This window comes from uncultured Microbulbifer sp., from assembly GCF_913055755.1.
Lineage (GTDB): Bacteria > Pseudomonadota > Gammaproteobacteria > Pseudomonadales > Cellvibrionaceae > Microbulbifer.
The window spans coordinates 24,598-38,199 of sequence record NZ_CAJXKH010000023.1; the positions used below are offsets into that span (position 1 = coordinate 24,598).

The 13,602-nt window shown below is 61.0% G+C and carries 11 protein-coding genes; 5 read left to right on the top strand and 6 right to left on the bottom strand.

The window, feature by feature from the left end; genetic code table 11:
• Positions 1–127: 127 nt before the first annotated feature.
• Positions 128–1,621 (top strand): Ppx/GppA phosphatase family protein, encoded by a 1,494-nt coding sequence (locus tag QZ511_RS06165; protein WP_295800507.1) that lies wholly within the window; start codon positions 128–130, stop codon positions 1,619–1,621.
• Positions 1,618–3,099: a YdiU family protein gene (locus QZ511_RS06170; protein ID WP_295800510.1), complete on the top strand. Its 1,482-nt coding sequence runs from the start codon at positions 1,618–1,620 to the stop codon at positions 3,097–3,099. The genes QZ511_RS06165 and QZ511_RS06170 overlap by 4 nt, the downstream gene beginning before the upstream one ends.
• Before the next feature lie 174 nt (positions 3,100–3,273).
• On the opposite strand, the gene QZ511_RS06175 is transcribed toward QZ511_RS06170, so the two are convergent.
• The gene (locus tag QZ511_RS06175; RefSeq protein ID WP_295800512.1) at positions 3,274–4,434 is read right to left on the bottom strand and encodes an endo-1,4-beta-xylanase; all 1,161 of its coding nucleotides are present in this window, start codon (positions 4,432–4,434) and stop codon (positions 3,274–3,276) included.
• Between the two features lie 260 nt (positions 4,435–4,694).
• On the opposite strand from QZ511_RS06175, the gene QZ511_RS06180 reads away from it, so the two are divergent.
• Complete coding sequence (locus QZ511_RS06180; protein WP_295800515.1) at positions 4,695–6,068, top strand: MFS transporter; 1,374 nt, start codon at positions 4,695–4,697, stop codon at positions 6,066–6,068.
• Between the two features lie 69 nt (positions 6,069–6,137).
• Entirely contained in the window at positions 6,138–7,742 is a 1,605-nt protein-coding gene (locus QZ511_RS06185; RefSeq protein WP_295800518.1) for a glycoside hydrolase family 43 protein, read from the top strand.
• A 211-nt stretch (positions 7,743–7,953) separates the two neighbouring features.
• Here the strand turns inward: QZ511_RS06185 and QZ511_RS06190 are convergent, their stop codons facing one another.
• Positions 7,954–8,631: an NUDIX domain-containing protein gene (locus tag QZ511_RS06190; protein ID WP_295800519.1), complete on the bottom strand. Its 678-nt coding sequence runs from the start codon at positions 8,629–8,631 to the stop codon at positions 7,954–7,956.
• 221 nt (positions 8,632–8,852) lie between these two features.
• Between QZ511_RS06190 and QZ511_RS06195 the strand changes: the two genes are divergently transcribed.
• Positions 8,853–9,305, top strand: a complete 453-nt coding sequence (locus QZ511_RS06195; protein WP_295800522.1) for a DUF2147 domain-containing protein — start codon at positions 8,853–8,855, stop codon at positions 9,303–9,305.
• Positions 9,306–9,579: 274 nt separating this feature from the next.
• Here QZ511_RS06195 and QZ511_RS06200 read toward each other — a convergent pair whose 3' ends face one another.
• From QZ511_RS06200 to QZ511_RS06215, 4 genes are all read right to left on the bottom strand, one after another.
• On the bottom strand, positions 9,580–11,127 hold the full coding sequence (locus QZ511_RS06200; protein ID WP_295800525.1) for a DHA2 family efflux MFS transporter permease subunit: 1,548 nt from the start codon (positions 11,125–11,127) through the stop codon (positions 9,580–9,582).
• Complete coding sequence (locus tag QZ511_RS06205; protein WP_295800528.1) at positions 11,124–12,212, bottom strand: HlyD family secretion protein; 1,089 nt, start codon at positions 12,210–12,212, stop codon at positions 11,124–11,126. The genes QZ511_RS06200 and QZ511_RS06205 overlap by 4 nt, the downstream gene beginning before the upstream one ends.
• A complete protein-coding gene (locus QZ511_RS06210) occupies positions 12,205–12,654 on the bottom strand; it encodes a MarR family transcriptional regulator (RefSeq protein ID WP_295800534.1) in 450 nt (149 codons plus the stop codon). Before QZ511_RS06210 ends, QZ511_RS06205 begins: the two co-directional genes overlap by 8 nt.
• A 171-nt stretch (positions 12,655–12,825) precedes the next feature.
• Positions 12,826–13,602, bottom strand: a 777-nt coding sequence (locus QZ511_RS06215; RefSeq protein WP_295800538.1) for a DNA gyrase C-terminal beta-propeller domain-containing protein, incomplete at its 5' end; no start/stop codon positions are given.

A 13,602-nucleotide genomic window follows, 5' to 3' on the forward strand; every position in this document is an offset into this window, starting at 1 on the left:
GTGCCGGGTTCCAACAGGGTATCTTCCACAATCCTAATCCTGGCTTGCGATGCGCGCTGAGGTACCATGGGCCATAGTTAGCCATAGGTGATTTAAGCCTAGTTTGCTACATTTTTGTTACAGTGATTTGACAACCATAACCATGACCATCGACAACGCCTCGGAACGATACGCCGCCCTGGACCTTGGCTCCAACAGTTTTCACCTGCTACTGGCGGAATTTCGCGACCAGCGTATGGTGCGCCTGCATACGGACCGCGCGATGGTGCGCCTGGCCGAGGGACTGGACGATGAGCGCCGGCTGGACAGTGCGGTGGCGGATCGGGCGCTGGAAGCGCTGCGGCGATTCGGCCCGGTGGTTCAGGACCTGCCGATCGAGCACGTGCGGGTGGTGGGCACCAACACCCTGCGCGCCGCGGCCGACAATGCGGACGGCTTCCTCGAGGCTGCGGAGTCCATTCTCGGCGTCCCCATAGAAATTATCAGCGGTATAGAGGAAGCGCGCCTGATCTACTCCGGGGTAATGGCCGCGGCGGAAGGCGCGCCACGACTGCGCTGCGTGGTGGATATCGGTGGCGGCTCCACCGAACTGGTGCGCGGTGTTGAAGCCCCAAAGGTACTGCAGAGCCTGGGTATGGGCTGCGTGGCTTTTACCAAGCGCTATTTCGCCAGCGGCAAAATCGACGCGGGCAAGCACAATCATTTCGTGCGCGCCCGCCGCGCCGCCCAGGCGGAACTACAGGAACTCCAGCATATGGCCGATGATGCCCTGGTGATGGGTGCCAGCGGCACGGTGAAGTCCGTGGCGCGGGTAGTGAACGGCGGCGAACTGGACCCGATCCGGCGGGAGGACATCGACGCGCTGGCGGACAAGGTGGCCGCGTGCAAGTCCATGGACAAGCTGAACCTTCCCAACCTGGACCCGCAGCGCCGTCCGGTCTTCGCCGCCGGCCTCGCCATTCTCCACGCCATTTTTCGCGAACTGAATATCCAGGAGATGCACGTATCCCCCTACGCGATTCGCGAGGGTATAGTGCACGACCTCGCCGGGCGCCTGCACGGCGGCGACCGCCGCGCGGAGTCGGTGCGGACCATGATGGAACACGGCCAGGTGGATCTGGGGCAGGCGGGTCGTGTGGCAGAAACTGCCCTCGAGTTCCTGGGGCAACTGGATCCCCATGCACCACTGTCTCAACGCCGCCTGCTGCAGTGGGCCGCCGACCTGCACGAGGTGGGACTGGCACTGTCCCACGCCAGTTTCCGCAAACTCGGCGCGTTTATGATCGAGCACGCGGATCTTGCCGGGTTCGGCAAGAGCGAACAGGAAAACCTGGCCTACCTGGTGCGCAACCAGCGCGGCGATATCAAGGCGGTGCGCGAACACTACGGCTTCCATCCCAGCAACGACCTGCTACTCTGCCTGCGTCTGGCCTGCATCGTGCACCGGGACCATATCGACCGCAGTATCGACCAGCTGCAGCTTTCCGCAGACGGCCCCGGCTATCACCTGAAAGTGCCGGGCGAGTGGATTTACCAGTACCCGGCGATCGAGGACCTGCTGGCACTGGAAGTGGAATGCTGGGATGTAAAGAACATCAAACTGAAACTGAGTATCCAGTGACGGCACCTCTGAAGAAACTGGCGCAGGTTACCCTGCAACATCACTTCGCCGACCTCGGCGACACCTTCGGCAGCAAACTGCCGCCAACCCCGCTGCAAAACCCGCAGCTGATTCATGTAAACCGCCAGGTGCTGGAAATGCTGGGTATCGACCCGGCAGAGGCGGGCAATCCCCGCTGGGCAGAACTCACCAGCGGCGCCACCCTGTTTGCTGGCAGCAAGCCCTTTGCGATGAAATACACAGGCCACCAGTTCGGCAGCTACAACCCCGACCTGGGCGATGGCCGTGCGCTACTGCTGGGCGAGATGGAGCACGACGGCAAGCGCTGGGACCTGCACCTGAAGGGCGCCGGCAAGACCCCCTACTCCCGTTTCGGTGACGGCCGCGCGGTACTGCGCTCCACCATTCGCGAATATATCGCCGGCGAGGCGCTGACCGCCCTCGGCATTCGCAGCACCCGCGCACTGAGTATCGTTGGTAGCGATGAGCCGGTGGCGCGGGAGCGCATGGAAACCGGCGCGGCGCTGATCCGGGTGGCGCGCAGCCATGTGCGCTTCGGCCATTTCGAGTACCTGTTCTATACCCGCCGGCTTGAGGCGCAGCAGAAGCTCGTACGCTTTGTCTGCGCGCAATTCCTGCCGGAGGTTAAACAACTGGATATTGTCCAGCAGGCGGAGGCGCTACTGCGCTTTACTGTGGCGCGCAGTGCGGAGCTGGCCGCGGGCTGGCAGTCGGTGGGTTTCGCCCACGGTGTGCTGAATACCGACAATATGTCGATCATCGGCGACACGTTTGACTTCGGGCCCTACGGTTTTCTCGACGATTACGAGCCGGGCTTTATCTGCAACCACTCGGACCACACCGGGCGCTATGCGTTTGACGCGCAACCGGGTGTGGTGCTGTGGAACCTAAACGCACTGGCCCACGCTTTTTCCGCGCTGCTGGACACGGAGACTCTGAAGGATTGCCTGGGGCAGTTTCAGCCGCTGTTGATTGACAGTTACGCGGAACGGATGCGGGCGAAGCTCGGGTTGGCAGTGGACGAGGAAGGTGACCAGCAGCTGTGTGCAGACCTGCTGCAAGTTCTGGAGGACGGCCGCGTGGATTACACGGCGTTTTTCCGCGCGCTGAGTCACTACTGCGGAGAGCGCCCGGCGACCAGGCTGGAAGCACTGGTGCCACCCGGCCAGCATGAATCCCTGGGACAGTGGCTGAACCACTACGATCACCGTTTGCAGAAGGAATCGCGTTCGGCGGAGGAGCGGGGCAAGGCAATGCTCCGCACCAACCCGAAATTTATCTTGCGGAACTATCTGGCACAGAGGGTAATTGAGGCAGCCGAGCAGCAGGATTACCGCCCCCTGGAGGATATCCTATTTCTGCTGCAGAACCCGTTTGATGAACATCCCGAGTTTGACAGCTGGGCTGCGTTGCCGCCCGACTCCGGGAAACATTTGCCGATTAGCTGTTCTTCTTAGTTACTGCTACTTTGTGGCCCCCCTTTAATGACCTTGAGTGGCGGCAAAGCACCGGGGATGTTTTAGAACAGCCCCCAGGGATGGGTTCACGGCGTGTCTCACAAGGCAGTACCCGGTAGCGGCACCGCCACCAAAATTCCTACGGAGCACCGGACAAGCTACGAAGTACTATAACTATCCAGCCAGGTTCCCAGCCCGCAACCCCGCCACTGAGTAATAAGCCTTCTTCGGTACTCCCTCCCGATCAAACATCAACGGATAGTTGGTCCGCCCCACCACCGGCCAGTCATTCTTCCACGACTCCGCATCGGTAGTTCCCCACAGGGTAACCCGGCGAATCTTGTCCCGGTGTTTCAGGAACAGCTTGAACAGCGACTCGTAACGATACGCCAGCTGATCGGCAATCTTTGCAGGCAACTTGTCACTGAAGGGATTGAGCTCATCGGAATACTCGAAGCTGGTAGAGATTTCCGCTCCCATATAGTCGTATGCCTTGGGCAACACATCCACGTCGAGCTCGGTGATATGGACATCGAGACCGGCCGCGGCGATGGCTTCAATGCTCGCTTCCAGCTCCACAATTGCCGGCTCGCTCAGGTGCACATGGGCCTGCATTCCCACGCCCTGGATCGGCATGCCCTGCTTGCGGAATCTTTTGATCTGCGCCAGGGCAAAATCCCGCTTGGCGGGCAGGTGCATGCTGTAGTCGTTGTAGAGCAGCTCCGCCTTCGGGTCCACTTCGTGCGCCAGGTGGAACGCGCGGCGCAGGAAATCCTCGCCCAGGGCGTTGTACCAGTGGCTCTTGCGCCACTGGCCGTCGTCGGTGACCGCCTCGTTCACCACATCCCAGGCGTGCACCCGCCCGCGGTAGCGGCCCACCAGGGTGCGGATGTGATCTTCCATGGATTGCTGCACCACCGCCGCGGGCCGTTGCTTGCCGCTTTCGTCCACAAACACCTGCTCGGGTATCTGCGAGTGCCACACCAGGGTATGGCCGATGGTGTACTTTTGTTCGCGCGCGCCGAAGTCGACGAAGTGATCCGCGCGCTGCCAGTCCCACACATCCGCCTGCGGGTGGACCTCCTCCCACTTCATCGCGTTTTCCGCGGTGATGGCGCTGAATTCCCGCGCCACCAGCTGTTCCAAACCGGAGTTGGCGCCGCGCAGGGTGCTGTTGGAGAGTGCGGTACCCACGGCAAAGTCCCGGGAGAACAGGTCTCCCAGGCCGGTCTTGAATGCCTGGCGCGCGGTGGCAGCCAGGGCCTGCGGGCCACCGGCTACCAGGGCCAGCCCGGCCCCCGCCGCGCGCAGGAATGCTCTTCTGTGAAGGTTCATCGCTATTTGGCCTGTGGTTATTGATTATTTGGGGACCTTATGGTCCAAATGACAATCTTGATGATTCTGCAATCCCCCCGGCAAGTCAATAGCCCGCCCACCGCGGGATTGCAGCGGCGGCAAAAGACTGGACAGGTTTACCTGCCATCGATATAGTCATATAGACTATTACAAATAGTGCCGGGATTGCTGAGAATGGATTGCTGCGCGCCATCCGTCATATCAGTATCGCGATAACAATAATTAATGAGAGAAAACCCATGTCTTCCACGATCAGCGTACGGGAAAAGATCGGCTACGGCCTAGGGGATACCGCCAGCAACATCGTGTTCCAGGTGGTGATCAACTTCCTGCTGGTGTTCTACACCGATGTTTTCGGCATTTCCGCCGCGGCGGCGGGTACCCTGTTGCTGGCAGTGCGTATTTTTGACGGCATTACCGACCCTCTGGTGGGCGGCATTGCCGACCGCACCCGCACCCGCTGGGGCCGCTACCGCCCCTACCTGCTGATCATGGCACTGCCCTATGCGGGCCTGGCGATACTGGCGTTCACCACCCCGGACCTGAGCGATAACGGCAAGCTGGTGTACGCCTACCTCACCTATACCCTGCTGATGACCGTGTACACCGCGATCAATATTCCCTACTCCGCCCTCGGCGGCGTGATCAGTGACGATACCACCGAGCGCGCCTCTATCCAGTCCTACCGCTTTGCCATGGCCATGGTGGGCGGGGCGCTGGTATCCGCCGGCACCTTGCCACTGGTGAACCTGCTCGGCCAGGGGGACAAGGCTTTCGGCTACCAGATGGCCATGGCGGTGATGGCGGCAATCGCCGCGCTGTGTTTTTTCATCTGTTTCTGGTCCACCCGCGAGCGGGTACCGCCGGAACCCCGGGAGAACCTGGGCAAGAATTTTGCCGCGGACTTTTTCAACCTGTTCCGCAACAGCCAGTGGGCCGTCGTCGCCGCGGCCACTTTTTTCCTGCTGGTACTGGTGGCCATGCGCGGTGCGGTAACCCCTTTCTACGTCACCTATTACTTCCAGTCCGAGGACCTGGTGAGCATGTTCGTGACCCTGCCGATGCTGGCGGGGGTTGCCGGTGCCGTGAGCACCAACTTCCTCACCCGCAAAATCTGCAAGATGCGGTTGTTCAACTGGTCGATGATCGGTGTAGTGGTCACCCATGCCGCACTGTTGCCGCTGGGGCGTGACCAGGTGTACTTCGCCCTGGTGATGGCAATGGCCGCGAACTTCGTGCACATGATCGCCATCCCCCTGCTGTTCTCGATGATCCCGGACACCGTCGACTACTTCGCCAGCAAGGGGCATCCGAAAAAAATGGCCATGGCCTACTCCGGCCACCTGATGGCACTGAAGCTGGGACTGGCGTTCGGTGGCGCCTGCGCCGGCTGGTTACTGGGCTACTTCGACTATGTGCCGAACGCGGAACAGAGCGAGCGCACCCTGAATGGCATCGTACTGATCTACGCCGCCGGGCCGGTGGTCTGCACCCTGATCACCATGGCGATCTTCCGTCGCTACCGCCTGAGCAATGACTTTATCGCTTCAGGCACCAGCGGCGCGCCCACCACAGCGCAGGCGAAAACCACAGCGGCGGCCACTTCCCATTGAACTCGAATCGAAACGTTCAATTAAGCAACTTCCAGCAAAAATTAGCAGAGCAATCGCAGTAAGGACGTAATGAACAACCCCATTTTAAAAGGCTTCAATCCGGACCCCTCCATCGTGCGCGTGGGCGACGACTATTACATCGCCACTTCCACCTTCGAGTGGTACCCCGGGGTACAGATTCATCACTCGAGGGACCTGGTGAACTGGCGTTTGGTATCGCGCCCGCTGAACCGCGAGGCGCTGCTGGATATGCGTGGCAACCCGGATTCCTGCGGCGTCTGGGCACCCTGCCTGTCCTACTGCGACGGCCAGTTCTATCTGGTGTATACCGATGTGAAGCGCTTTAACGGCAGCTTCAAGGATGCGCACAATTACCTGACCACCTGCGCCACCATCGACGGCGAGTGGAGCGACCCCATTTACATGAACAGCAGCGGTTTCGACCCGTCGCTGTTCCACGACGAAGACGGCCGCAAGTGGTTCACCAATATGGTGTGGGATCACCGCACCGGCAAAAATCCCTTCGGCGGTATTCTGCTGCAGGAATACGATCCCCTGGCGCAGACCCTGACCGGGCCGATCACCAATATCTTCCGCGGCACCGCGGCGGGCCTCACAGAGGCGCCGCACATCTACCGTCGCAACGGCTATTACTATCTGCTCACCGCCGAGGGCGGCACCGGTTACGAACATCGCATGACCTTCGCCCGCGCGCGGAATATCGAGGGTCCATACGCAGTGGACCCGGAGGGATATTTCCTCACCTCGGAGGAAAACCCTGAGCTGGTGCTGCAGCGGTCCGGCCACGGCGATATCGTGGAAACTCCGCAGGGAGAGATCTTTGCCGTGCACCTGTCGACCCGCCCGCTCCCCGACTGCAAGCGCAGCCCGCTGGGGCGCGAAACCGCGATACAGCGCGCGCACTGGAGCGATGATGGCTGGCTGCGCTTGAGCCACGGCGGCAACCAGCCCAGCGCCACCCTGGACGCACCGGACCTGGCGCCGCACCCCTGGCCGCAACAACCTGCCCGGGATGATTTCGACAGCAATACCCTGCCGATGCACTACCAGTGGCTGCGCACACCCTATCCGGAAAGTTTCTACAGTCTCGACGACCGCCCAGGGTACCTGCGTTTGTACGGCAAGCAGTCCATTGGCAGTCATTTCGATCAGGCGCTGATCGCGCGCCGCCAGCAGGCCTTCCGTTACACCGCCACTACCTGTGTCGAATTCGAGCCGGATAGCTTCCAGCAGCTGGCGGGGCTGGTGTGCTACTACAACGGGCAGAAATTCCACTACCTGTACATTTCCCACGACGAGGAACACGGCAAGCACCTGGCGATCATGAGCCACAGCGATGGCGAGGTAACCGCGGTGGAGTTCCCCCTGGGCAATTATGGTTCCGGCAGCGAGAAGGTCATTGCCCTGCCCCGGAACACGCCGGTTTACCTGCGCGCGGAAGTCAATTTTGCGCACCTGGTTTTCAGCTGGTCAACCGACGGCGAGAACTGGCAGGCGATGGATGTGGAACTGGATTACAGCGTCGTCTCTGATGAAGCGGGACGAGGCGAGGGCGCAAGTTTTACCGGCGCCTTTGTGGGCATGGCGTGCCAGGATATTTCCGGTGCGAACTGCCCTGCCGATTTCGATTTCTTCGAGTATCTGGAGCAGTAAGGTGCAGTAGCGAAGTGATCGAAACCCGGGCTTCGGAACCACCAAGGTATCCGAAACCCCGGGAGTTTCTGAGAAGTTGTCTCAGTCCGAAGGTCCACCCGGTTTGCTTTCACCGGGCTGATCAAAGTCTCTCTCACATTGAGCTGGCCCGGTGGCATTTTTGCCCCGGGCTTTTTTTGCACAAGTGCGCGCGCGGCATCCGCGCCCAGCGTCACACTTCGAATACGAAGCCCTGTTCGGTTAGCCTGTTGTACACCGCCATGTCAAAGCGGTACAGGGTGGCCGCGCGGTAACTGACCCCCGACTGCTTTTCGTTGGTGGACACCAGCAGGTTCATCTTCATCATCTTGCGGCGAAAATTCGGTTTATCCAGGGTGATATCCAGGACCGCCTCGTATAACTTCTGCAATTCCAGCAGGGTGAATTTTTCCGGTAACAGGTTGAAGCCAATCGGCTCGTGACGGACCTTGTGCTTGAGCCTGGCCAGCGCGGTCTGCAGGATTTCGTCGTGGTCGAAAATCAGCTGCGGCACGTCCCGTACCGACACCCAGCGCGCATCCATTTCCGACTCGCCGGCGGCCAGCACGTGGGCGTCGGAGCGCACCAGCGCGAAAAATGCCACGGTGATGATGCGCTCCCCCGGGTGGCGCTCGAGTGCGCTGAACACGTGCAGTTGCTGCAGAAAAATATCCCGCAACCCGGTGCGGTTCTGCAGCACCCGACTGGCGGCCTGCTCCAGGGTTTCACCGCTCTTCAGCCAGTCTCCGGGCAGCCCCCAGCGGCCGCGGCTCTCGCCACTGCCGTGCTTGACGATGAGGACTTTCAGTTCGCCGTCGTCGAATCCGAATATGACGCTGTCGACGGTGAGGGCGTGCTTGTGCGTATCCATTGTCTGCCAGTTATTGTGTCGTGTTTGGTGGCGGCAGCTTTTCTTGGTGCTGCTTTCTGTTGTGAACCGCTGCGCGATATTCGACGATTATCCCACAGCTGCCCGCCGCTCGCAGTGTCGGGTGGCAACCGGCGAATTCCGTACCACGCTGTCTTTTCCAGTCTGACTACACTGAGTATGGAGTCTTCAGGCAGAAACTGACTGCATTAACTGATATGGTCATGCCTTATTTTACCGCGATGGACACTCTTATGATGACGCTCAGGAAAACTCTGTTTACGGCCTTTGCTTGCCTGCTGTTCACCCAGTTCGCTTTCGCCGATGTGGTGGGCCGCTGGAAAACCATCGACGACGAATCCGGGCAGGCCAAATCGATCGTGGAGATCTACGAAAAGGGCGGCAAATATTACGGCCGCGTGGTGGATCTGCTGATGAAGCCGGATGATACGTTGTGCGATGCCTGTCCGGGGGCGCGCAAGGGCCAGAAGATTGTTGGCATGGATATTATTACCAACATGGTGAAAACTGGCGATGTGTACGAGGGTGGTCAGATCCTCGACCCCACAAAGGGCAAGGTCTACGACTGCAAGATGTGGGTGGAAGGCGACAAGCTGATGGTACGCGGGTATCTCGGATTCTTTTACCGCACGCAGACCTGGTATCCGGCGAAATAATTGGTTCGGGCCGGTGGCAGTCCCTTAGATGGTTCCGGGGTTGCCGATTAGGTGGTTCCGGGGTTGCCGATTAGGTGGTTTCGGGGTGGCCGATTAGATGGTTCCGGGGCAGCCGCCCTGGTGGCCCTGTGCTCCACAACCTCATCGGCAATCGTTCCGCACAGGGCCACCAGGGCGGCTTTCACTGCAATTTTTTTCGTTTTTTTTATACAGAGTTCGGTATTCAAAGTTAAGGGCCCTACCTGTGGCTACATTTCAAGAGCTCTGCCGCATCTCAGCGTTTTGGCGCTCCCGCCTTGTCCGGGTTTGATAGCAAAAATACCAGCGGCATGGCCGCAATGTTGATCCACATCAGCATATAGAAATCGTTGACGTAGGCGATTTCTGCGGCTTGCCGGGTCACCTCTTCCATCACTGCACCGGGCAGTGCGCCAATGCTGTCGGCGGAAGGCAGGCTGCCCAGCAGTCCTCCGGGCAGCTGTACCCGTTCGGCCAGTTGCTGCTGATTGATCCACAGGTTGCGCGACAGCGCGGCCATGACGATGGATACGCCGATACTGCTGCCGAGGTTGCGGGAAAGGCTGAACAGGGCGGTGGCCTCGCCGCGCAATTGCGGTGCCAGGGTCACGTAGGCAACAGTGGATATGGGGACGAATACCAGTCCCAATCCCAGGCCCTGAACCAGACCGGTGCGAATAATGTCGCCGCGACTTACCTGCAGGCTGAAGCCGGTCATCTCCCACAGGGAAAAGGAAATCAGGCCCATGCCCAGAAGAATCAGGTAGCGGGCGTCGATGGTTTTCAGCAGTCGTCCCACCAGCATCATCGACACCATGGTGCCTATACCTCGCGGCATCAGTACCAGGCCGGTGGTGACTACCGGGTAGCCTTTCCACTGCTGCAGGTATGGTGGCAACAGCGCGAGGGTGGCGAGCAGGATAATGCCCACCACGAAAATAAACGCGACGCCGGTGACGTAGTTGCGGTCGCGGAACAGTTCCGACGACAGGAACGGGGTCGCGGTGCTGCGCGAGTGCGCGATGAACAGGTACAGGCCCAGTGCGGCCGCTATGGCATAGAGCTGGATTTCCAGTGCCTCGAACCACTCCACCTGCTCGCCGCGGTCCAGCAGCATCTGCAGTGCGCCCACCGCCAGTGCCAGCATGGCAAAGCCCAGCACGTCGAAGCGCTGCTTGCGGGTTTCACTTTCCGGTACGTAGAGATAAATCCCCACCAGGGAGAGGATTCCCAGGGGCAGGTTGATGTAGAACACCCAGCGCCAGGAATAGTATTCGGTGAGCCAACCGCCGAGGGTGGGCCCCAGCACTGGGCCGATCATCACTCCCACGCCCCAGATACCCATGGCGGATGCGTGCTTTTCCTTCGGATAGGTATCCAGCAATGTGGCCTGGGACAGCGGCACCAGGGAGGCGCCGAATACCCCCTGCAGCAACCGCCACAGGATCATTTCGTTCAGGCTGCCGGCCTGGCCACACAGCATGGAGGTAATGGTGAACCCTGCCACCGACCACAGGAACAGCTGGCGGCGACCAAAGCGCTGGGCCAGATAGCCCACCGGCGGGGTCATGATCGCGGCAGCAACGATATAGGATGTGAGCACCCAGGTGATCTGGTCGCTGCTGGTACCGAGGCTGCCCTGCATATGGGGCAGGGCCACGTTGGCAATGGTGGTATCCAGCACCTGCATGATGGTGGCGAGCATGATGCTGACGGTAATCATCAGTTCGCCGCCGGACGTCCCGGCACCGGAGTCACTGGAGCCCGCTGCGGGTAGTGCCGCGGGCGCTGCCGACCGGCTCATGGCGCGAGTACTACCCGGCCACCGCCATCCTCCCCGGCGCGGGCGGACACCAGTTTATTGTCTTCGGAAGTGTCGATTTCCACTTCCGCACTCATACCGGCGCGCAACACCGGCGCATTTTCTGCCGGCAACAGGCGCAGACGCACCGGCACCCGCTGTACCACCTTCACCCAGTTGCCACTGGCATTCTGCGGCGGGATCAGTGCGAATTCGCTGCCGCTGGCGGCGCTCAGGCTGTCGACCAGGGCCTGGAATTTCACTCCCGGGTAGGCGTCCACGGTGATCTCCGCCTCCTGACCCGCGCGGACTTTTTCCAGCTGGGTTTCCTTCAGGTTGGCTTCCACCCATATCTCTTCGGTGCTCAGTACGGTGATCACCGCGAGCCCCGCGGGGGCCATCTCGCCCACCTGCGGCGCCTCGTTGGCGACGATCCCGGAGACCGGCGCCACAATCCGGGTGCGGGCCAACTGGTAGCGGGCCTTGTCCAGCTGTGCCTGGGCCACCTTCACGTCCGCCTGCTGCTCCAGCGGGATCTGTGAGCTGCCGCCCAGTTCCGCGCGCAGGCTGGCGAGCTTTTCCGAGTTGATCGCAATGCGCGCGCGGGCCTGGTCGAGCTTCTGGCGGGATTCGTCCAGCTGTGATTCCGACAACGCCACCTTGCCGAGCTTTTCATTGCGCTCCAGCTGGCGGCGATAGAAATCCGCGTCGGTCTGCGCCTGCTGCAGTTCCGCTTCCGCTTCCGCGTAGTCCGCCTGGCGCGCCAGGATCTGGTTTTTCACCTGCGCCAGGTGACCCTGCGCCTCCGCCACCGCCAGCTGGAACGGGGTATCGTCCAGCTGTACCAGCAGGTCGCCCCTGGCAACTTGCTGGTTTGCGCGCACCGGCACCTGCGCCACAATGCCACTCACTTCCGGTGCCAGTGAAACCTTGTCTGCCTTTACGTAGGCATTTTCCGTGTGCACGCTGCTGCCGCCACCGAAGATGCACCAGCCCGCCACCGCAACGGCGGCGACAATTCCCAGTGCAAAGGTGAACTTGCGACTTTTCAGCGGATTGGATGCGCGGCTTTCCTGTACCTCAGACACTTTCAATCTCCTCTCGGCTCAGGTTTTTCCGCACCCGGCCCAGTAAATTCAATAACTGTTGCTGCTCCGCCTCAGAGACGCCCGCCAGCGCCTGACCGCGGGCTTCCCTCGCCAGGCCGTGCAGGGTTTTCAGTACCGGTTCCGCGGCGTCGGTAAGAAACACGCGAAAACACCGGCGGTCCTGGGGATCCTGGCGCCGTTCCACCAGGCCCTCTGCCTGCAGCAGGTCGATCTGGCGGGTGAGGCTGATGGGGGCCACGTCCATGCGCTCGGCGAGTTCTGCCTGCTTCATCCCCTGCGTCTTGTTCAGGATCCACAGTACCTGCCAGCGGGAACGGGTAAGGCCGTGGGCCTTGGCCCGGCGATCAAAATTGCGCTTCAAAAGACGTGCGGCGGTATGCAGCTCAAACCCCAGCTGCGCCGCGATATCGGCTTTATTCATGGAATCTCTTCTCGGATGGCGGGGCGCGCGCGATCCGCAGCAGCCCGGCTAAGGCGGCTTATTGTAAGCATGCTTATTAATTTCGCAAGGGCGATGTGGGCCGGACAGTTTTCAGGCATAAAAAAAGCGGCCCGCCGGGGCCGCTCATGGTGGTGATCGAGACGAACGCAACTACTTCCTCTGCACTTCCACCTTGTCCACCTTCTGGAACCCGCGAGGCAGCTTGTTGCCGCGGCGGCCGCGCTCGCCCTCGTAGTGCTCCAGTTCCGAGATCTTGATCTTGGTGTGGCGCTTGCCGGCGTGGACCAGCAGCTGGTCGCTGCCCTCCAGCACCGCAATGCCCACCACGATCTCCTCGCGGCTGGCGGCGCGGGCGGAGGGGATATTGATGATTTTGTTGCCCTTGCCCTTGGACAGTTCCGGCAGCTCGGATACCGGGAACACCAGCATGCGTCCTTCACTGGTCACCGCCGCGAGCAGCGCGGACTCCGGGTTCTCGATTTCCTGCGGCGGCAGCACGCGGGCGTTTTTCGGCAGGCTCAGCATCGCCTTGCCCGCCTTGTTGCGCGATTGCAGGTCGGCATATTTGGCAATAAAGCCGTAGCCGGCATCGGAGGCCAGCAGCACCTTCTGCTCGTCGCCGCCCATCAGCAGCCCTTCAAAGGTGGCGCCGGAGGGTGGGTTGATGCGCCCGGACAGGGGCTCGCCCTGGCCCCGCGCCGACGGCAGTGAGTGGGCGGCGATGGCGTAACTGCGCCCGGTACTGTCGAGCAACAGCGCCGGCTGGTTGCTCTTGCCGCGGGCCGCATACTTGAAGCTGTCACCGGCCTTGTAGCTGAGCGAGGTGGGGTCGATATCGTGGCCCTTGGCCTGGCGGATCCAGCCCTTGTCGGACAGCACCACGGTAATCGGATCGCTGGACAACAGCTCGGTCTCGCTGAAGGCCCG